Origin of the sequence: Lysobacter sp. OAE881 (genome assembly GCF_040546665.1) — a bacterium.
GTDB lineage: Bacteria > Pseudomonadota > Gammaproteobacteria > Xanthomonadales > Xanthomonadaceae > Lysobacter_J > Lysobacter_J soli.
Window position 1 is genome coordinate 2070610 of sequence record NZ_JBEPOG010000001.1, and the last position, 21304, is coordinate 2091913.

General features: G+C 67.4%; 16 protein-coding genes. All 16 read right to left on the reverse strand.

Features of this window, described 5'->3' with window-relative positions; genetic code table 11:
* Positions 1-16: 16 nt before the first annotated feature.
* The gene (locus ABIE51_RS09610) at positions 17-1075 is read right to left on the reverse strand and encodes an alpha/beta fold hydrolase (RefSeq protein WP_192630538.1); all 1059 of its coding nucleotides are present in this window, start codon (positions 1073-1075) and stop codon (positions 17-19) included.
* Positions 1076-1191: 116 nt separating this feature from the next.
* Positions 1192-2163 (reverse strand): cation diffusion facilitator family transporter, encoded by a 972-nt coding sequence (locus ABIE51_RS09615; RefSeq protein WP_233433423.1) that lies wholly within the window; start codon positions 2161-2163, stop codon positions 1192-1194.
* 637 nt (positions 2164-2800) lie between these two features.
* On the reverse strand, positions 2801-3544 hold the full coding sequence (locus ABIE51_RS09620) for a DUF2092 domain-containing protein (protein WP_192630539.1): 744 nt from the start codon (positions 3542-3544) through the stop codon (positions 2801-2803).
* Positions 3545-3561: 17 nt separating this feature from the next.
* On the reverse strand, positions 3562-4461 hold the full coding sequence (locus tag ABIE51_RS09625) for a DUF2950 domain-containing protein (RefSeq protein ID WP_192630540.1): 900 nt from the start codon (positions 4459-4461) through the stop codon (positions 3562-3564).
* Between the two features lie 13 nt (positions 4462-4474).
* Positions 4475-4915: a hypothetical protein gene (locus tag ABIE51_RS09630; protein WP_354503936.1), complete on the reverse strand. Its 441-nt coding sequence runs from the start codon at positions 4913-4915 to the stop codon at positions 4475-4477.
* Positions 4884-5882, reverse strand: a complete 999-nt coding sequence (locus ABIE51_RS09635; RefSeq protein WP_354503938.1) for a DUF3300 domain-containing protein — start codon at positions 5880-5882, stop codon at positions 4884-4886. Before ABIE51_RS09635 ends, ABIE51_RS09630 begins: the two co-directional genes overlap by 32 nt.
* Before the next feature lie 58 nt (positions 5883-5940).
* Positions 5941-6711: an OmpA family protein gene (locus tag ABIE51_RS09640; RefSeq protein WP_181902645.1), complete on the reverse strand. Its 771-nt coding sequence runs from the start codon at positions 6709-6711 to the stop codon at positions 5941-5943.
* 157 nt (positions 6712-6868) lie between these two features.
* Positions 6869-8557 (reverse strand): aspartate-alanine antiporter-like transporter, encoded by a 1689-nt coding sequence (locus ABIE51_RS09645; protein WP_192630542.1) that lies wholly within the window; start codon positions 8555-8557, stop codon positions 6869-6871.
* Between the two features lie 22 nt (positions 8558-8579).
* The gene (locus ABIE51_RS09650; RefSeq protein ID WP_192630543.1) at positions 8580-9986 is read right to left on the reverse strand and encodes an OprD family outer membrane porin; all 1407 of its coding nucleotides are present in this window, start codon (positions 9984-9986) and stop codon (positions 8580-8582) included.
* Positions 9987-10004: 18 nt separating this feature from the next.
* A complete protein-coding gene (locus ABIE51_RS09655; RefSeq protein ID WP_192630544.1) occupies positions 10005-11705 on the reverse strand; it encodes an aspartate:alanine exchanger family transporter in 1701 nt (566 codons plus the stop codon).
* Between the two features lie 58 nt (positions 11706-11763).
* Positions 11764-14520 carry an aminotransferase class I/II-fold pyridoxal phosphate-dependent enzyme gene (locus tag ABIE51_RS09660; RefSeq protein WP_192630545.1) on the reverse strand — a complete coding sequence of 919 codons (2757 nt, stop codon included), beginning with the start codon at positions 14518-14520 and terminating at the stop codon, positions 11764-11766.
* A gap of 170 nt (positions 14521-14690) precedes the next feature.
* The gene (locus tag ABIE51_RS09665) at positions 14691-15986 is read right to left on the reverse strand and encodes an MFS transporter (protein ID WP_192630546.1); all 1296 of its coding nucleotides are present in this window, start codon (positions 15984-15986) and stop codon (positions 14691-14693) included.
* A 16-nt stretch (positions 15987-16002) separates the two neighbouring features.
* A complete protein-coding gene (locus ABIE51_RS09670) occupies positions 16003-17280 on the reverse strand; it encodes an MFS transporter (RefSeq protein ID WP_192630547.1) in 1278 nt (425 codons plus the stop codon).
* Positions 17281-17307: 27 nt separating this feature from the next.
* Positions 17308-18642: a guanine deaminase gene (gene guaD, locus ABIE51_RS09675; protein WP_192630548.1), complete on the reverse strand. Its 1335-nt coding sequence runs from the start codon at positions 18640-18642 to the stop codon at positions 17308-17310.
* 18 nt (positions 18643-18660) lie between these two features.
* The gene (locus tag ABIE51_RS09680) at positions 18661-19512 is read right to left on the reverse strand and encodes an outer membrane protein OmpK (protein WP_277802115.1); all 852 of its coding nucleotides are present in this window, start codon (positions 19510-19512) and stop codon (positions 18661-18663) included.
* A 137-nt stretch (positions 19513-19649) separates the two neighbouring features.
* Positions 19650-21293 carry a mechanosensitive ion channel family protein gene (locus ABIE51_RS09685; protein ID WP_192630549.1) on the reverse strand — a complete coding sequence of 548 codons (1644 nt, stop codon included), beginning with the start codon at positions 21291-21293 and terminating at the stop codon, positions 19650-19652.
* Between the last annotated feature and the right edge of the window lie 11 nt (positions 21294-21304).

Sequence of the window (21304 nt, forward strand, 5' to 3'; positions counted from 1 at the left end):
CACGGCGTCCTTCGCCTCACATCCGATCCGCATCCATCACCGCCTGCGCGAATGCGGCCGGCGCTTCCTGCGGCGGGTTGTGGCCGATGCCGCCGGTGAGCAGGCGATGCTCGTACTTGCCGGTGAACCGCTTCGCGTAGCTCTCCGGCGACGGATGCGGCGCGCCGTTGGCATCGCCTTCGATCGTGATCGTCGGCACCGAAATGGACGGGAACGTCGCGAGCCTGCGCTCGATCGCTTCGTACCTCGACTCGCCCTGCGCGAGGCCCAGGCGCCAGCGGTAGTTGTGGATGACGATGTCGACGTGGTCCTCGTTCTGCAACGCCGCGGCGCTGCGGTCGAAGGTGGCGTCGTCGAAGGCCCACTTCGGCGAGGCGAGTTTCCAGATGAGCTTCGCGAAATCATGCCGGTTGCTATCGTAGCCGGCGCGGCCGCGCTCGGTGGCGAAGTAGAACTGGTACCACCACTGCAGCTCCGCTTCCGGCGCGAGCGGCGCCTGCGCGGCCTGCTGGCTGCCGATGAGGTATCCGCTCACCGCGACCAGCGCCTTGACGCGTTCGGGATGCAGCGCGGCGACGATGTCGGCCGAGCGGCCGCCCCAGTCGTAACCGGCGACCACCGCGCGCGGGATCTTCAGCGCATCCATCAGCTGGATGACGTCGTCGGCCAGCGCGGCCGGCTGGCCGTTGCGCGGCGTGTCGGCGGAGAGGAATCGCGTGGTGCCGTAACCGCGCAGGTGCGGGACGATCACGCGATAGCCCGCCGAGGCGAGCAACGGCACGACCTCGGCATAGCTGTGGATGTCGTACGGCCAGCCGTGCAGCAGCAATACGGGCGCGCCGTCGGCGGGGCCGGCATCGACATAGCCGATGTCGAGCACGCCGGCGCGGATCTGCTTCACCGGCCCGAAGGCGACGTTCGCGCCGCGAGCGGGCGTCGTCGCGCCGGACGCGCGCGGCGTGGCGGCCTGCGCACGCGGGGCGAATCCGAACGATGCGGCGGCGAGGCCCGCGGCGGCGATGCCGAGGAAGCTGCGGCGAAACGGGTCGATGCGGTCGGGGGCGAGCGTGTCCATGTCCGGGCTCCGGTGTGGGTGGGCGGCGACGATTCGCCGACGGAGCACAGGTTCGCGGACGCCCGTATCCCGCTTGTGTTCGCGGTTGCGGGGATTTGTAACGGTTTGTACGGACGCTAGCCGGCGTCGATCCCGTCGGGCGTCACGCGGTCCGGATCCCACCGCAGCCGCCGCTTCGCCCAGGTCTCGGCGGTCTGCGGCTTGACGAACAACGCCGTGACGTCGGGATGCTCGTCCTGCACGGCGCGTTCGATGCGCATCACGCAGGCTTCGATCTGTGGCGTGGTCAGCGCGTCGTGGAAGTCGGCGCTGAGCGCGGCGATGATGCTCTCCGGCCCCAGTTGCTGCGTGAGCACGCCGTTGGCGCAGCGCACGTCCGGGTCGTCGCCGGCGATGCGAAGGATGTCCTGCACGACCTGGCGCTGCGCGAGTTCGCCCAGCAGCAGCCCCTTGGTTTCGCGCGCGAGCAGGATCGCCGTGATCGCCAGCACCACGCCGATGCCGAGCGAGGCGTAGCCGTCGTAGCGCGGATCGCCGGTGACCTGCGTCGCCACGATGCCCGCCAGCGCGATCAGCAGGCCGGCCATCGCCGCGGTGTCCTCGAACAGCACGGTGAACGTGCTGGCGTCCTTGCTGTCGCGGAACGCCCGGATCCAGCCGCGCTTGCCCTTGGCCGCGCGAAACGAGCGCAGCGCGATGAACCACGTCACGCCCTCGAACATCAGCGACGCGCCGAGCACGAGGTAGTTCACCAGCGGATTGGCCATTTCGCGCGGATGGCGCAGGTGCGCCAGGCCTTCATAGAACGAGATGCCCGCACCGAGCGCGAACACCATCAGCGCGACGATGAAGGCCCAGAAGTACAGTTCGCGCCCGTAGCCGAAGGGATGCGATGGATCCGGCGGTCGCGCGGCGCGCCGGATGCCGTAGAGCATCAGCACCTGGTTGGCGGTGTCGACCAGCGAGTGCACGCCCTCGCTGAGCATCGCCGACGAGCCGGTGAAGGCGGCCGCGACGAACTTCGTCGCCGCCACCGCCGCATTGCCCATCAGTGCAGCGACCACGACCATGCGGCCGGATCCGGCCATCGACCTGTCCCTTCGAGTCGTCACGGGTTGCGTCGATGGTCGGCGGAGCGGGGTAAATCCGTCGTGCACGTGGCGTGGGCTGCTCGCGCGTGTGCCACCTCTTCCGTCGAGCATGATGCGTCTGGCAGATGGATCCCCGCCTTCGCGGGGATGACGGCTTGAAGGGGCGGGTGAGGGCGCTTTTTGCTGTCATTCCCGCGCCGGCGGGAATCCACGTTTGACTAGGTCACGCCCTCCGTCGAGCGTGATGCGTCGGGTCGATGGATCCCCGCCTTCGCGGGGATGACGGCTTGCAGGGCAGGCAGGATGATGGCTTAAGGGGCGCGCGGGATCGCGGCGCTTTTTGCTGTCATTCCCGCGCAGGCGGGAATCCACGTGTAAATGCATCACGCCCTCCGTCGAGCGTGAAGCGTCGGGTCGATGGATCCCCGCCTTCGCGGGGATGACGGCTTGAAGGGGCGGAGATGACGCAGCGCTTTTTGCTGTCATTCCCGCGCAGGCGGGAATCCACGCGTGAATGCATCACGCCCTCCGTCGAGCGTGAAGCGTCGGGTCGATGGATCCCCGCCTTCGCGGGGATGACGGCTTGAAAGAGTCTCCAAGAGCGGATGACGCCTCGAGAAGCTCCCGCCTCGCGCTACTGCCCCTGCGCCCGGAACTTGTCCCAGCCGACCTCGCTCGCGCCGGCCGGCGGGGTGAAGACGAAGGTGGAGTCGGGCAGCCTGGCGTTTTCGACCCACGTCAGTTCGGCGGTATACCCGGGCAGCCCGGCATCGCGCGTATCGACGAACGCGAGCTTGCATGGCAGGTGTTTTGCATCGGCGAAGACTTCCCACGCGATGCCGGCCTTCTTGTACGAGTAGTGCGCGCACTTGCGACCGCCCACCAGCGCTTCGCCGGAGAAACTGGCGCGTTCGGCGTTTTCGAGCAAACGCGTCTGGTCGTCCCAGGTGAACAGCTGCGCCAGCGCCATGCGGAAGCCGACGCGCGATTCGACCGTCGACACCAGCGTCGACAGCGTGCCGGGCGCCTCGATGCGCGCGTACTGCTTCTGCGTCGGCGAGAACACGGTGATGGTCCGGCCGTCGTAGACGACGTCGCGATCGAGGCCCACCCCGCGCGTGGACGCGTGCAGGTGGTCCGGCGCGCGCACCTGGTACTTCGCGGTGCCGTCGAAATCGCGGTACTCGCCCGACGCCAGCGGCGCGCGCGTCTTCACCGTGGCGTCCACCGTGTATTCGCGCAGGCTGCGCAGCTTCTCGCCGATCTGCGACAGCGCCTTGATCGCCTTCGGATCCACGGCCGCGGCCTGTTGCGCACGTGCGGGCGACAGAGGGATCAACACCACGGCGAGCGCGAAGGCGAGGGCGGGCATCTTCATCGCGAGTTCCCTGTCGGTCACTTCGAAGTGGCTGCGGTCTGCGCGGCCTTCACTTCGACCCAGCTGCTGTCCGGATCGAATTTCGTCATCGCGCGCGCAATCTGGTCGCCGTCCGGGCCGAGGTCCTTCTCGAAGACCTCGCCTTCGTGGCTGACCATGAAGCTCATCACGCCGCTGTCGCCATAGCGCGCCGGCCACGCGACCAGCGCGAAGCCGCGGCTCATCGCGTCGCCGAGCTTGTAGTCGTACGCACCGCCCGGCGCCGACGGCCCCTGCGCGGTGAGGATGCGATAGCGGTAGCCGTGCCATTCGCCGTCGGGCGTGTCGTCGCCGAACAGCGGGCCAAGCGGGCTTTCCTCGCCGCCGTCGTCGGCCCAGTACAGCCCGTCGTGCTGACCGTCGGTGCTGACGAATTTCTGCGCGTACTCGAGCACGCCGTTGCCATTGCGATCCTCGGCGGCGTAGTCGATCTGCGCGTCGTGGTAGGCGAGCACGGCCTGTTCGGCTTCGCGTTCGTTGCGGCCGATTCGGCGTGCGCGGATTTCCGCCTCGCCGGCCTTCACGTCGAAGGCCCAGCCGCCGCTGCCTTTCACCAGCGGAACCGGCAGCGTCCACGCGTCCTTGCCGACGGCGAGCATCTGGTGCGTCGCATCCTTCTGCACGAACGAATGCTTCTCGCGATAGCGCGCGAGGAACGCATCGACGTCGTCGCGATCGACGCTGCTGCGCGGGACCACCTGTTCCCAGCTCGGGCCGAGGAGCGCGGTGAGTTTGGCTTCGTCGGCGGTCTTCGTGCCGAGCGCGGCGACGAGCGCGTCGGCGGCCGCGTCGGGCGTGGCGAAGGATTGTTGCGCGTGTGCAGGCAACGCCAGCAGCAGCGCGAAGGCGAGCGGGAGCCAGCGGACGGATGCGCTCATGGGGTTCTCCTGCTCAACGACGACGCCCGCCGCCGCCGCGCATCGGCGGCCGCGAGGGACGGCTCATCTGGTGTCCACCGCCGCGCGAAGCGGCCGGACGCTGCGACTGCTGCATGCTGCGCTGGCCGCGGCCGGCATCGCCGCGCGACATCGCGGGATTGCTCGCGCCCTGGAACGCGCTGCTGTTGCCGGGGCGGTTCATGCCGGCGCTGTCGCGCGCACCCTGGCGCGCCTGTGCGTTGCCCTGGCCGCTGCGCTGGAAGTCGCCGCGGTTGGCGCCTGCTGCGCCACCGGAGCGGTCGAAATCGCGCGACGCCTGCCCGGCGCGCTGCTGCGCTTCGCGATTGCTCGCCGCGGGCGCCTCGAAGCCGCGCTGTTCCATCGTCTGGCGCGCGCGGTCGCGATCGGCGGTGCGTGCGGCGTCACGCGACGGATCGCGTCCCCGCGCCCGCATCGCGCTGGCCGGCGCCGTCGAGCTGGCGTCCGTACTGCTCGCGGCTCTTGCTGTCGCGATAGGGCACGCCGTCGCGGTTGGCCGCGTTGTGCTGCCACTTGCCGTCGCGGCTGATCTGGTCGCGGTTGACGTTGCGTTCGGTATTGCGGTTGGTGTTGCGGTTGAACTCGTTGTAGCGGTCCACGTCGATGTCGATATCGCTGTGGCCCCAGTCGAGGTCGCCCCACAACGCACCACCGACGGCCACCCCGATGCCGAAGCTGAAAAGCGCGCCGCCCGGGTAGTAGTACGCCGGCGGCGGGTAGTAGTAGGGCGGATACGACGGATACATCCACGTGCCGTAGACCACGCTCGGGTTGTAGCTGGGCACGTAGACGACGTCGGGTTCGGACGACTCGATCACGATCGTCTGCGTGCCGGCGGGGACGGTCGTCGTCGTGCCGGTCGCGGGAGCGGCGGCCTGCTTGGTGACCTTCTGCTGTTCGTTCGACTTGAGGTTGCCGGCGGCATCGGCCTGGCGGCGCAGGCGCTGCACCGATTCCATCACCGCGTCGGGCTGCGCGAGGAACGCGTCGCCCATGCGCTGCACCCACTTGGGATCCTGGCCGAGCACCGCGAGCAATTGCGGGAACGCCACCAGCGACTGCACGCTCGGGTCCCACGATTCGTTCGCGACCTGCTTCACCGCGTCCTCGCCCTTGGCGTCCTTGTGCGCATTGGACCACGCGACCGCGTCGCTGACATCGCCCGGATACGTGGACGCCATCAGCACCTGCGCGAGCAGCGCGTCCGGATACAGCGCGATGGGCGCCATCATCTGGTCGAGTTCTTCGCGGGTGAACGTGCCGGACGAGGCCGTGTTCGTCGTGGCCGACGGCGCGGACGGCGCCTGTACCGGCGCGGCCGCGACGTCCAGCGTCGCCAGCAGGAGAGCGGCAATCGCCGCCTGTAGCATCAGGATGCGCATGGAACCTCCACTGGCGCGACGGCGGGCGGGGGAGGTGACCCGCCGTCGCGACGCTGCGTTACTTGCCCGCCTGCACGCCCTTGTCGACGATGAGCTTCACCACGACCTTGCGCGCGCCGGCGTTGCTGCCCGCGCCCGCGTCGGTCGCCACGCCCATGCCGTCGCCCGCGCGCACGCGGCCCGGTTGCAGGCCGGCCTGCTGCTGCAGGTAGTTGGCGACCGCGTTCGCGCGACGCATGCTCAGGCGCTGGTTGGCTTCGGCGTTGCCGGTGGAATCGGTGAACCCCTGCAGCACGACCTGGTAATCCTGCGTTTCCTTCGCCTTCGCGGCGAACTGGTCGAGGCTGGATTTGCCGGCGGAGTTGATCGTCGCGCTGCCCGAATCGAACAGCACTTCGGCCGTGGCCAGGGCTTCGTACTTGCCGAAGTCGTTCATGCGCGCGGTGGTCGGCGCGAGGCCGGCCTGCACCTGCTGCGCGGTGCGGAAGTCCTCCGACTTGAACGAAACTTCGGTGGCATCGAAACCGCTGCCGCTGGCGACCGCGTCGATGGTGACCGGCAGGCCGGGCATCAGCGCCGTCTGTTCGGCCTTCTCGTGCACCACGCCGGTGAGGCCCTTGGTGCGCTTGTACTTGGTGCTGGGCGACAACGTGATGGTCTGCTCGACGTTGGCGGCGTCCTTGACCACGATCGTGTTGCCCTGGACGGAGGTGATCAGTCCCTTGATCTTGCTCTTGTCACCGTCGGCGGCGGAGGCGGACGACACCGCCAGCACGGCCGCCATCGCGGCGGTGAGCGACAGCGACTTCATGAGCGTGCGCTTGTTCATCGATGGATCCTCGTGTGGGGCGGCGGGAGTCGGGCCCATGCAGGAGCGTCCCGTCCACCGCCGAGTTCTACGCCGATCCGCAACCGGCTCAATTGGCCCTTGGCCCAAGCTGCAGCGCAGCGTCGCCCGGCAGGATTCGCGCCAACTGGCCGCGCATTCACGCCATGACCATGACCATCACCGTGCCCCAGGTGGTGAGGAACAAGTGCGCCACCGCGACCGCCCCGGTGTAGCCGATCACCGCCACGGGGCTGCCGGATTTCTCCTGCACCGCGGCGAGCGCGGCGGTGAAGGTCTGCGCGCCGGAGATCGCGCCGAGCAGGAGCAGCGGATCGATCTTCAGCACTTTCCGGCCGAACCAGAGGCCCAGCAGCAGCGGGGCCATCGTCACCAGCAGGCCGCCGAAGAACAGGCCGACGCCGGACTGCCGCAGCGCATCCATGAAATGCGGCCCCGCGCCGAGGCCGACCATCGCCACGAACGCCGCCAGTCCGAAGGACTGCATCAGCTTCACCGCCGCATCCGGAACGCGCCCGAACAGTGGCCGCCGCCCGCGGATGTGGCCGACGACCAGGCCCGCCAGCAGCGCGCCGATACTGGTGCCGATCGTCACCGTGATGCCGCCGATGGGCACGGAGGCCACGATACCGAACAGCGCGCCGAGGAAGATCGCGAAGCCCACGACCACGAAGTCGGTGGCGTCGCTCGCGTGCACGACCTCGCCCAGCACGCCGGCCGCGCGCAGCACCGCCGGTTCCGGGCCGACGAGGGTGAGTACGTCGCCGCGTTCGATCGTGGTGCGCGTGCCGATCGGGATCTCCTGGCCGCCACGGCGTATCCGGCGCAGGAACACCGCGCGCACTTCGTCGCGGGCCGCGATGTCCTCGAGCGTTCGGCCGGCCCAGTGCGATTTGCCGACGAAGACCTCGTGCGAGGCCATCGGAATGTCGAGCAGCGCCGCGTCGTCGACTTCCTCGCCGCGTTCGCCGATCACGTCCACCAGCACGTCGCGCCGGCCGCCGACGGCCACGACGTCGCCGGCGTGGATCACGCTGTCGCCGTCGATGTCCAGCAGCGCGCCGTCGCGGCGGATTCGATGCACGAACAGGCGTGCACCGACGATCACGCGTTCGGCGGCCGCGACGGTAAGGCCGACGATGGGCGCGGCGGGGGCGATGCGGTACGCGCGTGTTTCGAACGGCTGCCATGCCGGCACGACACCGTGCCGCTGGCGCTTGATGCCGTAGCGCCGTTCGACCTGCAACGCGTGCGCGGCGAGATCCACGCGCAGCAGCTTCGGCCCGAACACGGTGCAGGTGAGGATCACGCCCAGCGCGCCGGAGACGTAGCACAGCGCGTCGCCGACGCCGATGTGTGCGAGATAGCGCTCGCGCGTGGCGGCATCGAGCGGCAACGCCTGGATCGCCTCGCTGGCCGTGCCCATCGCGGGCGATTCGGTGAGCGCGCCGGACATCATGCCGGCGGCCAGGCCCGGATCGAGCCGCAGGGTCTTCGCCACGACGATCGCGACGATCAATCCGACCACCGGCATGAACACGCCCAGCGCGGCGAAGCGCCAGCCGTCGCCCTTCATCGCACCGAGGAAGCGCGGGCCGACCTCGTAGCCGATGCCGAACAGGAATAGGAGGAACACCAGCGACTTCGCGGTGGCCGCCACCGGCACCGCGAACAGCCAGCCAAGAAGCATGCCGGCGAGCAGCGAGCCGGTGACGCCGCCGAGCGTGAAGCCGCGCACGCGGATCGCGCCGATCCAGTAACCGATGCCAAGCGCCAGATAGACCGCGAGCTCCGGATACCGCGACAACGTCGAGGCGAACCACTGCATGCGTTGCCTCCGCGGCGTGGCGTCAGAGACTCGGCGGGTCGTAGTAGATCATCAGGCGGAAGTCGTCCAGGTCGGTTTCCACCGGGCCCTCTTGCCGCACGTGCGCGTAGCGCATGCGGAACAGCAGGCCTTTCAGGAAGCCATCGGCCACCGCCCACTGGAAATTGACGTCGTATTCGTCCTTCGCGTACTCGGTGGGCGATTGCGGATCGGAGCCGTCGACGTACAGCGCGTACACACTCGCCCCCTTGATGAAGGGGAAGGTGTAACCGGCGCGCAGCATCCACGCCGATTCGCCGTCGCGGTTGAAGTCCTCCACCTGCACGCTGGTGAAACCGGGATAACCACTCCACGGGTTCTGCATGTTCGTGTCGCCGCCGGCGCGCGTGTACGCGGCGGTGAACAGCGCGCCGCCGTGCGCAAGCTCGGCCTTCGCGCCCCACTGGTCGGACGAGAAATCCGTGCCGCGCAGCAGGTCGTCGCCGACGCTGGTCTGGTCGGAATACTGCACCGCGAAACTCAGCTTGGTCTTCTCCGCCAGCGGAATGCCGTACTTACCTTCGGCGTAGAAGATGTTGATGATGTCGTCGCTGTAGTAATTGATCGCGCCCAGCGAGAAGTCGCCGGACTTGTAGTTCGCACCGATCGCGTAGACGCCGCGATCGGTGCCGTCGGGCGCGCCGGCGTCCTGCGACATCGACACGAAATCCTCGGAGTTGCGCTCCTTGATCTTGTCGACGTAGCCGCCGCCCACGCGCCATTCGGGCCGGCCTTCGTCGCCGCCGTACAGGCCCTGGAACAACACGGTCTGGAACGTGTTCGGCGTCATGCGCGCATCGTTGCGGTTGATGTACGGCGTATCGAAACCGCGGCGGCCGAGCGTGAGGCGCGAGTCCTCGTTGATCAGGAATTCGCCGTAGACCTCGCCGAGCACGCTGTAGCCTTCCTGTCCGGGCGCGAGCAGCAGCGTGCCGTCGCGGTCGTCGGGGCCGTAGAGCTTCTGAGAGGTGTAACCCGTCGCGCCGAAGGCGAAGCGGTCGCGGAAATAGCCCGTCTTGAATCCGAGCGAGCCGCCCAGCGCCCAGGCTTCGCTGCCGCTGTCGTCGTACTTCTCGCGATCGAGATAGAACGAGCGCACCTGCAGGTCCCACTTCGTGTCCTTGAACGCCTTGCGCCGCGTGTCGCGGATCCATTGCTGGCGATCGCGCGGCGCGAAGGCTTCGTTCATGCGCGTCTGGCCCTGTTCGGTCGAGCTGGGCGCGGTTTCGATGTAGACGTCGTCCTCTGTTTCCTTCGGCTCCTCGCCTTGCGCAGGCGCGGTGGCCTGCGCCGGCGCAGCGGTCTGCGCCCACGCGGGCATCGCCAGCAGGCAGCCGAGCGAGGCGGCGGCGACCGCCACGCATCCGGCACGGGGGCGCTTCACGTTCATGGCGGCTCTCCCTGCGCGTTACTGCGACAACACCATCGCGAAGTAACCGAACACCGTGTACAGCACGCCGGAAATCGCGTAGCCCACCGGGAAGCCTACCCACGGCACGGTGCTGTTGATCTCCTTCGCCGCTTCGCGCGCCGGGCCCGAGTGCGAGCGCGATCCCGCGACACCGCCCATCAGCACCGCCGGGTTGATCTTGAAGAAGTGGTAGCCCACCGCCCAGGTGATGAACGGCGGGATCGTGCTCGCCACGAAGCCGGCGAGGAAGATCTTCAGCGCGATCGAACCGGTCAGCTGCTCCAGCAGCGTCGCGCCGGCGTTGATGCCGACGATCGCGATGAAGGTGACCAGGCCGAGGTCTTCCAGGATGTTGCGCGCGGCGTTCGGCGTGCTGCCGAAGTAGCGCAGGCGCGAGACGATCGAGGAGACGAAGATGCCCGACAGCAGGAGCCCGCCCGCGTTGCCCAGGCCCACCGAGAAATCGCCCACCGGCACGTTGATCTTGCCGATCAGCAGGCCGATCATCATGCCCGCCGACAGCGTCAGCAGGTCGGTCGAAGTGCTCGGGCGCGCGATCTTGCCCAGCATCCCGGCGGCCTTGTCGACCGCGCTCTTCAGGCCCGTCACGAACAGCACGTCCAGGCGCTTGAGTTCGGTTTCCGCGCCGACGGGAATCGGCTCGCCGGAACGCTCAAGGCGCGTGACCTGCACCTGGCCGGCGAAGTCCTCCGTGGCGAGCGCCTTCAGCGGCTTGCCGACGAAGTCCTTTTCCGTCACCAGGATTTCGGCCTGGTCCAGCGGCACGTTCAGCGCCTTGGGGTCGTCCACTTCGGCACCGAGCAGGCCTAGGTTCTCGGTCAGATCGCCCAGCTTTCCGCCCAGCGCGACCACGTCGCCGTGCAGCAGCACGACATCGGGCGCGGCGCCGAGCGAGTCCTCCCCGCGACGCACGTTGACGATGCGGTACTGCGGGAACTTCGCGCGGAACTGCGCGATGGTCTGGCCGGCGGTGGCCACGTTCTCCAGCCGGTACGCACGCAGGCCGCCGCCGCGATAGCCGGTCAGCGCCGCGTCGTCGACGTTGCGCACGCCATGCTCGCGCTCATAGTCCTGCGCGGCCTTGCGCGCATCCACGCCCCACCAGCGCGGCAGGTACTTGCAGATCAGGATGATGCCGACCGTGCCCCAGATGTAGGTCACGCCGTAGCCGAGCGCGATCATGCCCGACACCTGTTCGGCCGTCGTGCCCGCGGGCACCTTGTACGCGCCTTGCTCCATCGCCATCTCGGCGGTGCCGATGGCGGCGGACATCGTCTGCGAACCGGCCAGGATGCCGCCCGCGGAGCCCGGGGGTAGCGCGAACCACTTCGTCATCAGCACCACCAGCCCGAGGCCGAGGAACGAGCAGATCACGGCGAGGATGGTGAAGGTAATGCCGTCCTTCTTCAGGCTGTTGAAGAACGCGGGCCCGACGCGCAGGCCGACGCCATACATGAACAGGTAGTAGAAGAGCGACTTGGCGAAGTTGTCGAGTTGCAGCTTCACGCCGTAGGTCGAGGCCCAGGTCGCGAGCGCCGCGCCGACGACCACCGCGGCCGCGACCATGCCCAGCCCGTAGCCCTTCACCGCGAACTTGCCGACCAGGACCGCCATGCCCACGGTGAAGAACAGCAGGATGTACGGGTTTTCGGAAAGGAACTGGAAGAAACCTTGCATGACGGCGTGCTCCCGATGGGTGGTTCCGAGTGGTGCTGCCGGAGGTGCGTTCCGTTCGCTACATGGATGACGCGCGACGATTGCCCAGCGCCGAGGGCTTGAGCAGCTTGATGCCCTGCGCGGCGTGGTAGCCGTGGATTTCCTTCACGTCGAGCTTGCGCATGAAGGCGATGGTGTCGGCGGTGATGACCTGGCCCGGCACCATGATCGGGAAGCCCGGCGGGTAGGGGATGACGAAGTTCGCCGAAACCATCTCGGGGCCGTCGCGCAGGCGCTTGTCGACGTCATCGCTGTTCAACTTCACGAACTCGCAGTTGTCTTCTTCGTACGCCATGAAGAACGCGGGCCGCATGTGGCCCTCGTTGCTCGCGCCGTCGGGATGCTCGCGGAAGGCGTCGTGGAAACGGCTGAAATTCGGCAGGTCCGGCACGTCGGTCATCAGCGACTTCACGCGATCGGCGAACACCTGCGCGCCAACCGTGCCTTCCTGCGACAGCCGCGACTCGATCTCGCGCGACAGGTCTGCCAGCGCCTTGATCAGCAGCGCCGCATCGGAATGCGTGTTGTTGATGTTGGTTTGCACCAGCACGCTGTTGCGCGAGGTCTTGTTGATCTGGATGTCGAAGCGCTCGGCGAGCAGGCCCTTGAACTGCGTGCCGTCGAAGCCGGCCGCGCCGCAGATCAGCGTCAGGCGCGTGGGATCGAGCGCGAACTCGTCCTCGTCCAGTGCGTCGATCGCCGCCGACCAGCTCGAATCCGGCGGACCGTAGTCGCGCAGGCCGGACTCGCGGAACTCGGCGGGAATCATGTCCTCGGGGGTGGCGACGCGGAAATACTTCGAGATCAGCGGATGCGTGTTGACCGCGCGACGGATCTTCAGCGCCAGGTCGGTCATGCGCAGCGTCAGGCCGTAGCCTTCCAGCTCCATCTGCCGCCGCGCGAGATCGAGCGACGCGATGAGCTGCAGGTTCGGCGACGTCGAGGTGTGCGCGAAGAACGCTTCCTCGAACGGGCCTTCGACGTGGTGGAAGTCCTCGTCCCACACCAGCATCATCGATCCCTGGCGGAACGCCGACATCGACTTGTGCGTCGAGTTGGTCTGGTAGACGCGGATGCGGACCTTGTCGGGGTCGGGCAGCCAGTGCTCGTCGAGCATCGCCGGATTGCTCGGGTCGATGTCGCCGTGCTTCTCCTTCCACGCATCGTATTCGGCGCGGTACGCCTTGCTGCGGTAGCGCGCGGTGAGCGCCGCGGCCGCGCCCATCGCGGTGCGGCGGCGGTGCATCGGATTGAAGCGCGCAAAGCCGAACCACGCCTCGTCCCACAGGAAGATGAGGTCGGGCTTGATCGCCAGGCATTCCTGCATCACGCGGCGCGGGTTGTACATGTGGCCGTCGAAGGTGCAGTTGGTCATGTCGATGACCTTGACGCGGTCGAGCTTGCCGCCGGCGGCACAGTCGAGCAGCGCCTGCTTGATCGTGCGCAGCGGTACCGCGCCGTACATCGAATACTGCGTGAGCGGGAAGGCTTCGACGTAGTACGGCTGTGCGCCGCTGAGCACGAAGCCGTAGTGGTGCGACTTGTGGCAGTTTCGATCCACGATGACGATGTCGCCCGGCTTGCACACCGCCTGCACGACGATCTTGTTCGACGTGGACGTGCCGTTGGTGCCCAGGTACGCCCGCTTTGCGCCGAACGCGCGCGCGACGGCTTCCTGCGCCTTCTTGATGTTGCCGGTCGGCTCCAGGAGGCTGTCGAGGCCGCCGGTGGTCGCGGAGGATTCGGCGAACAGGATGTTGGTGCCGTAGAAGTGGCCCATGTCGCGGATCCAGTTCGATCCGAAGATCGACTTGCCGCGTGCGATCGGCAGCGCATGGAACGTGCCGATGGGCCGCATCGCGTACTTCTTGAGGTTGTCGAAGTACGGTGTCTCGTAGCGATCCTTCACGCCGTCGATGATCGACAGGTGGATTTCCATCGGTTCTTCGACGTGATGGAACACGCGGCGCAGCGGCGCGGCTTCGTCGCTGCCGGCGAGTTCTTCCGGCGAGCGGTCGGTGAGCAGGTAGAGGTCCAGTTCCGGACGCGAGCCCTTGATCGCGCGCGCAAGGCGCAGCGAGAGCGATCCGGCGCGCGATTCGTCCTCGTCGAGTTCGACGTGACGCGAGACGAAATCCTTGAGGTCGGGGATGTCGTGCTTCGAGTTGAAGCCGAAGCCGTCGACCAGCACCACCGCCTGCAGGTCGTGGTTGACCATCATCGCCAGTGCGGCGTCCTCGAAGCTGGCCACATGCACGGCGGTGTAGTGGAACGGATCCTCGGGGCGACGCATGCGGCGCATCTCGTCCTTCGAGCGCAGCCACTGGCCGGGATCGGCCGGCGTCACCACCATCACTTCGAAGTAGGGCTTGTCCTGCACGCCGAGGATGTCCGGCGGCAGCGCGTCGAGCACGGTGCGGTCGACATCGTCATCGAGTTCCCACGCGTGTTCGTCGCGGCGGTAATCGCCGGAGAGGATCGCGGCCGACACTTTCTGGGCAAGCCGCGCGAACGTCGCGGCATCGCCTTCGCCGAGCGCGTTGCGAAGGGCGGTGAGCAGGCGTTCCCCGGGATACGCCCAGCAGTGCTCCAGACGCAACACGTCGTCGAGGCGCTCCTGGCAATGTTCGCGCTGTTTCGAAGCGTTCGACGGACTGGCGGAGGCCCATGCGCGTGCGCTGGCATTCAGATGCCGCCACTGGTCCGCGCGCAACGACGCGGCGACCAGCACGTTGGACAGCTGCGGACGGCTCTCTGAGACGGTATCTCGGTTCATGGAACACCCCGGGGGCGTGGTGTCGAAGGGGAATCGCCGCACAAGCGACGCCGCGGGCCGGTGGCCCAACGCCCAAACGTTAGGCGCGCAAAGAAGGCGTGAAAATTGGCCCTTGGCCCAAGTCGCGCCGGCTTCTGCGGGGCCACTGGCACGAAGATTTCCGAGGGATGTCAGCGCGCCGGAATGCCTTGCGCGCGTGCTGTGCCAGGCGCCGCCGTTGGATGCGTCTCGCGCATCAGCCTGGCGATGACGAACGCGACGCAGATGCCCAGCAGCAGTGGGCGACCGGCGAACTGCGCCATCTGCAGCGACGAAGGATCCAGCCCCGCTTCGAGGGCGAGCCCGGCCCGCAATCCGGGACGGCTGATCATCAACCCGCCGACGATGAACATCAACCCGTTCACGATGGCCGCGGATGTGCCGATGTGCTCCGGCTCCACGACGTCCGCAGCGGTGCTGAAGGCCAGCATGTGCGCGGAGTTCCCGAAGCCGAAGGCGAAGCACAACAGGAAATCGAGCGCTGCCCCGTGCGGCGGCAGGTACAGCAGCGACGACAGGGCGACGATCTGCAGTGCGATACCGACCAGCACAGGGGGCTTCCGTCGATGCATCCGATCCGAGATCCACGGCGCGACGAAGCAGCCCGCTGCAAGTCCGAGCCACAGCAAGGAGGCTCCGAGGTTCGCCGAGCCCGCATCGAGCCCTCGCACGGCCAGCAGCTTCGGCGCCCACACGACGCCCAGGGCCAGCATCGCGCCGAAACAGAGCGCACCGAACGCGGACGCAATCCACACATGGCGGTGTCGCGCGACGGCGGCGAGCGACCGCAGCACGCCCTGCAGGAACGGACCCTTCGAGGCGGCAGAGACTGGCGCGGGATCACGCAGCCAGAGCGCGGCGATCAGCAGCAGCACCACGCCGGCCCCGCCGACGGCGCCGAACAGCGTGCGCCAGTGCAGCGTGGACAACGCGTGTCCCAGCAGGTTCTGGTTGAACGCGGAGAACAAGGACGCCGCGAACTGCACCAGGCCGAACATGAAGCTGAAACGCGCCCAGCCAAACCAGGTGCCGCCGACGTAGCCCGCGCCGACGAATCCCGTGCAGGCGCCCAGCGCGATGATCAGCTGCGACAGCAGAAGCACCTCGAAACTGCGTGCGAGCGAGAACACGACGATACCCGCCGTCACCAGCGCGATCGCGGGCAAGAGCACGCGGCGTGCGCCCAACCGATCCAGCAGCGGACCACTGAGGAACTGGCATATCGCGAACATCCACGTGTACACCGCGGCGATCAGCCCGACCTGCGCGATGGACAGGCCAACGTCGCGCTGCACGTTCGCGTTGACGATGGAGTAGCCGGTCTGGAAGCTGAAGTAGTAGACGACGAAGGCGACCGCGATCGTCCAGACGAGCCACGCCCTCGGGCCGCCCAGCGCGGGTTCGCGATGCGTGGGCGAGGGCGTCATGGCGCGCTCCGGCTCCTCAGTGATGAGCCGGGTACGTTTCACGCATGATCATCGCCAGGATCAGCGCGAGCACGCAGGCAACGATGACGGGCACGCTCGCGTACTGCGCCAGCTGGAGCGACGCCGGCTGGATGCCATGCTCGATCCCCATGCCGATGCGCACGCCGGGACGGCTGATGAGGATGCCGCCGAAGATGAACATGATGCCGTTGACGATCGCGGCGGAGGTGCCGATCTGGCGCGGCAGCACCACGTCGGCCGCGGTGCTGAAGGCCAGCATGTGCGCGGCATTGGCGAAGCCGAACACGAAGCACAGGATCATCGCCAATCCCGCGCCGAGATCGGGGATGAACAACAGGCCGAGCAGCGCGAGGAGCTGGACCGCAGCGCCCAGGATGATCGGCCGCTTGCGTCGACGGATCATGTCCGACCACAGCGGCACCACCGCGCTGCCTGCAGCAAGACCGAGCCATAACAGCGAGGATCCCAGTGCAGCGGCACGCTCGCTGATCCCGTGCACCATCAGCAGCTTCGGCGCCCACACCACGCCCAGCGCGAGCATCGCGCCGAACGACAGCGCGCCGCCGAGCGAGGCGATCCAGACGTGGCCGATCTTCGCGACCTCCGCCATGCTGCGCAGGACGGATGCGAAGAAGTTGCCTTCGCCGGGATGGCTGACGACGGGCGTCGGATTGCGGATGTAGAGCAGCCCGAGCACGAACAGCACGATGCCGAACGCCGCCGTCCAGTTGAACAGCGAGCGCCAGGTCATGGCGTCGAGCGCGACGCCGATCAGGTTGACCGAGAACGCCGACGTCAGCGCGGCGACCACCTGCACCAGGCCGAACATGAAGCTGAATTTCGCCATGCCGAACCACTGGCCGCCGATGTAGCCGGCACCGACGAAGCCGGTGCAGGAGCCGATCGCGATCACGATCTGTGACAGCAGCAGCATGCCGTAACTGTTGGCGTTGGCAAACATGAAGATGCCGATCGTCACCAGCGCGATGGAGATCGGCAGCACCTTGCGTGCGCCGAGGCGATCCAGCAGCGCGCCGCCGAAGAACTGCGCGATGGCGAACGCCCACGTGTACACCGCAGCGATGGTGCCGACCTGCGCGATCGAGATGCCGGTGTCCTTCTGGACGCTCGGATTCACGATCGAGTAGCCGGTCTGGAAGCTGAAGAGGTACACCACGAAGGTCACCGCGAGGATCCACACCCACCACGCCATGGCATGGCCCAGCATCGAGGTCCCGGTTTCGCTACGCAGTCCTGCATCGGTGGCAGCCATGGTTGGTTCTCCTGTGAATGCGTGGACTCAGTCGCCATGACGCTCGTGGCGCAGCGTTCCGGCGACGTAGGTGGCCTGCACGGCGCGGTCGTCGCCCAGCGTCATCTGAACGAACAGCGCTTCGTGGATGTCCTCCACGAACTGCATGCGGTAATCGATGATCGGCGTGGATTTCATGTCGAGCACGACGATGTCCGCCTCCATGCCCGGCGCGAGGCTGCCCACCTTGTCGTCGATGTACATTGCATGTGCGGTGCCGCGCGTGGCGAGGTAGTACGCGTGAGCGGCCGTCAGCTTTTTTCCGTTGAGCTGGGCGGCCTTGTACGCCTCGTTGAGCGTCAGCAGGATCGAGAACGATGTGCCGGCGCCAAGGTCGGTGCCGAGTCCGACGCGCGCGGGGCGGCTTGGATCCATCGCGCGGAACACGTCCAGGTAGCCGCTGCCGAGGAAGAAGTTCGACGTCGGGCAATGCGAGATCGCCGAGCCGGTGGAGTGCATGGTGTGCAGTTCTTCATCGGTCAGGTGGATGCCGTGGCCGAACACCGCGCGCGGGCGACAGAGCTTGTGGTGGTCGTAGACGTCCAGGTAGCCCTTCCGGTCGGGGAACAGCGACTTCACCCACGCCACTTCGTCCACGTTCTCCGAGACGTGCGTCTGCATGTAGCAGTCGGGGAACTCGCTCCACAGTTCGCCGGCCGATTGCAGCTGGTCGTCCGTACTGGTCGGTGCGAAGCGCGGCGTGATCGCGTACATGATGCGCCCGCGGCCGTGCCACTTGCGGATCAACGCCTTGGAGTCGTCGTAGCCACTCTGCGTGGTGTCGAGCAGGTAGTCCGGCGCATTGCGGTTCATCAGCACCTTGCCTGCAGCGATGCGCATGCCCAGGCGCTCGGCCTCCTCGAACAGCGCATCGACCGATTGCGGGAACACCGTGCAGTACACGCAGCTGGTGGTGATGCCGTTCTTCAGGCACTCGTCGAGGAACACTCTCGCCACGCTCGAGGCGAAGGCCTTGTCGGCGTACTTGCGCTCGGTGGGGAAGGTGTACTTGTTGAGCCAGTCGAGCAGCTGCTCGCCGAACGCGGCGATCATCGGCGTCTGCGGGAAGTGCACGTGGCTGTCGAGGAAGCCCGCGGAAATCAGCGAATCGGGCCCGTACTCGCGAACCTGCAACCCGGCCGGCAACTCGGACTTCACCTTGTCGGCTGCACCGAAGTGCGTGATCACCCCATCGCCGAAGGCGACGATCGCGTCGGACTCGTAGCGCATGGTCGACTCGATGCCGTCCTTGAAAGGATCGCCGGTGAAAGTGAGCGCCGGGCCGCGGATCGCAGCGGTGGGCGTGGCGTTCGTCTGTGCCATCTCGATGCTCCAGCCGATCTAGAAGTGGTACTTGAACAGCAGGCTCACCGCCTGCTGGTTGGTGTTGAAGGCGGCCGAATCGGGGATCTGGTACTTGTTCCACCACAGGTCGATCTCGACGCCGGCGTAGAACTTCTTCGGCACTTCCCACACCAGGGCGCCGAGGTCGACGGTGAGCTGCGGGTTGAGGTGGTAACTCCACTCTTCCGAACCGAACCCCACGACCCAGTCGAAATAGCCGTCGAGCAGCCAGTCGGCGCGGCCGACCTTGAACGGATAGCTCGCGACCATGGTGACCTGCATGTCGCGGAAGCCATCGCGCGTGCCTTCGGTCATCTCGGCGCGGCCGTAGAAATTCAGCTGCACGTAGTTGAACTTGCCCAGGCCGCCGAGGAAGCCGCTCTCGCGCAGATCCAGGTCGAAGCCGATGCCGACCAGCGCGGCCTCGGCGACGTCGGGGTCTTCGCCGCGCTCGTACTGCGTCGCCAGCAGCACGTCCTTCACCTCGAAGGCGCTCCAGCTGAACAGGTGGAACGAAATCTGCTTGTCGAAGATCTTGTTGACGCTGAAACGCGGGCCGAGTTCGCCGTAGAAGGTTTCGGTATCCGATCCGCTGGGAGCGCCATGGAACTTCGTGAAATCGACGAAGCCGAAGAAGTCGCCGATCTTCGACGCGTGCGCGTGTTCGATGGTAAGCGTCGACTGCTCGCGCGGGTCTACCTCGAAGCCGTAGCCGTACGGGAGCAGCGAGACGCTGGTGTCGGTCCAGATGAAGAAGCCGTCGGGGGGCGCGGGTTCGGAAGCCGCGGGTTCGGTCGACTGCGCCGCGTCCTGCGCATGCAGCGGGGCCGCGCACAGCAACGATGCCACTGCAGCGCAAGCGCCTGCGGCGACATGGCGTTTCAGTGGCCGGTTTTCGGGCACGGCAACTACCTCACCTGCGACTGGCGTGATTACGTTAGGACGCGGTGTGTCCGACCGGAATTGGCCCTTGGCCCAACGCCTGTTCAGGCGGTCGCGTCCTTCCTTCCATCCGTGGGCACGGCGGGGGCCACGAGCCCTTCCCAGTGCACCTTCGGCACGATCTTTGGCGACTCCGGATCGGCTTCGTAGTTGGGCGACATGATCTGGACGCCGGCTTCGTTGAAGGCATCCTGGATGTTGGCGTGCAGCGTGCTGCGCGCGATCAGTCGCTGCTGCACGTCGGCGATGCGCGCACGCAGCACGTATTCGACATAGAAGTCCGACAACGCCGCCTGCGCGACGAACGGCGCGGGCGTCTCCATCACGCCGGGCGTGCGCCGCGCGGCATCGAGCAGGAGGCGATGAACCTGGCGCCAAGGCGCGTCGTAGCCGATGGTGACCTTCGACTCGATCCACATGCCGGGACCGTCGGGATGGCGCGAGTAGTTGTGAAGCATGCCGCCGAGCACGACGTTGTTCGGGAAACTCACCTCCACGCCGAGCGGCGTGCGCAGGCGCGTGGTGAACAGGCCGATCTGCTGCACGGTGCCTTCGGTCTCGCCGATGCGCACCACGTCGCCGGGCGCCATCGTGCGCGAATACAGCAGCGTGAATCCGCCGGCCGCCTGGCCGACGATGCTCGACGCGCCCAGCGACACCATCAGGCCGACGAACACGCTCAGGCCCTTGAAGGCCTCGGTTTCCGCGCCGGGCAGATACGGATAGGCCATCGCCAGCGCGAACAGCCAGATCAGCACGGTGATGATCTTGCGCGTGGGTTCGGCCAGTTGCTGGTCGACGCCGAGGATCTGGAAACGCCCGGATTCCACGCCGTGGAAGGTGATGCGCACCGCCTGCGTCACGAGCCGCGCGAGCAGGAAGATCAGCAGTGCGCTGAACAGGCCGGGCAGGGCGGAGAGGATCGCGCTGCCGAAGCCAGCGGTGCGCGCGCCGATCCACTCCGTCATCGCGGCCGCGTACGGCTGCGTGTACGGGAAGCGGCCGAGCGCGAAGCGCAGCCACTCCTCGAAGGTCAGCAGCACGATCAGCCACATCGCCAGTCGCGCGAGACCGCGCGCGCTCGCGATGAGGCCCGACAGCATCTGTCGCGCCGATTCGCTCTTCAGCTGCGCCAGTCGCCGCACGACCCATGCATCCACCCGATGCCGCACGCGCAGCACGAGCTTGTGCAACAGCCACAGCGCGCCGACGGCCACCACCGTGGCGATCGCCACCCACATCAGGCCCTGCAGCACGCGCTGCGGCATGCGCGCCTGCTCGGCGGCATCCACGGCGACCGACAGGCGCGAAACGGTCTGCGCACGCAGCTGATCCATCGTCTGGCCGCGCAGCGTGTCGCGATCGCCGGGGACCAACACGGTGACGAGCTGGCCGGCCATCAGGATCGCCACGCCCTGCGGCACGTTCTGGTAGGTGACGGTCGCGCCGCCGGGTTCGTCGATGATGCGGGCGATGTTGGCTTCGGCCACGCGTGCGCGACGTTCCGGCGAGTTGCCGAAGAAGGGCACGCGCAGCACCACGATGTCGCGATTGAAGTAGCGCAGCGTGGCGGGCGCGTTCGCCGCCACGGGCGCCGCTGGCGCGGCGGACGTTGCCGTCTGCGCGGCGGAGGTCGCGGGCAGCAGGCTTGCGACAGCGAGTGTCGCGAAAAGGGCGAGGGCGAACATCGATGACGCGA

Bases quoted from the DNA above. Each gene is read 5' to 3' on its own strand.
- guaD (WP_192630548.1), bottom strand. From the start codon at position 18,642: ATGGCACAGACGAACGCCACGCCCACCGCTGCGATCCGCGGCCCGGCG.
- ABIE51_RS09620 (WP_192630539.1), bottom strand. From the start codon at position 3,544: ATGAAGATGCCCGCCCTCGCCTTCGCGCTCGCCGTGGTGTTGATCCCT.
- ABIE51_RS09665 (WP_192630546.1), bottom strand. From the start codon at position 15,986: ATGACGCCCTCGCCCACGCATCGCGAACCCGCGCTGGGCGGCCCGAGG.
- ABIE51_RS09650 (WP_192630543.1), bottom strand. From the start codon at position 9,986: ATGAACGTGAAGCGCCCCCGTGCCGGATGCGTGGCGGTCGCCGCCGCC.
- ABIE51_RS09645 (WP_192630542.1), bottom strand. From the start codon at position 8,557: ATGCAGTGGTTCGCCTCGACGTTGTCGCGGTATCCGGAGCTCGCGGTC.
- ABIE51_RS09630 (WP_354503936.1), bottom strand. From the start codon at position 4,915: ATGCGGGCGCGGGGACGCGATCCGTCGCGTGACGCCGCACGCACCGCC.
- ABIE51_RS09660 (WP_192630545.1), bottom strand. From the start codon at position 14,520: ATGAACCGAGATACCGTCTCAGAGAGCCGTCCGCAGCTGTCCAACGTG.
- ABIE51_RS09640 (WP_181902645.1), bottom strand. From the start codon at position 6,711: ATGAACAAGCGCACGCTCATGAAGTCGCTGTCGCTCACCGCCGCGATG.
- ABIE51_RS09635 (WP_354503938.1), bottom strand. From the start codon at position 5,882: ATGCGCATCCTGATGCTACAGGCGGCGATTGCCGCTCTCCTGCTGGCG.
- ABIE51_RS09685 (WP_192630549.1), bottom strand. From the start codon at position 21,293: ATGTTCGCCCTCGCCCTTTTCGCGACACTCGCTGTCGCAAGCCTGCTG.
- ABIE51_RS09625 (WP_192630540.1), bottom strand. From the start codon at position 4,461: ATGAGCGCATCCGTCCGCTGGCTCCCGCTCGCCTTCGCGCTGCTGCTG.
- ABIE51_RS09670 (WP_192630547.1), bottom strand. From the start codon at position 17,280: ATGGCTGCCACCGATGCAGGACTGCGTAGCGAAACCGGGACCTCGATG.
- ABIE51_RS09610 (WP_192630538.1), bottom strand. From the start codon at position 1,075: ATGGACACGCTCGCCCCCGACCGCATCGACCCGTTTCGCCGCAGCTTC.
- ABIE51_RS09655 (WP_192630544.1), bottom strand. From the start codon at position 11,705: ATGCAAGGTTTCTTCCAGTTCCTTTCCGAAAACCCGTACATCCTGCTG.
- ABIE51_RS09615 (WP_233433423.1), bottom strand. From the start codon at position 2,163: ATGGCCGGATCCGGCCGCATGGTCGTGGTCGCTGCACTGATGGGCAAT.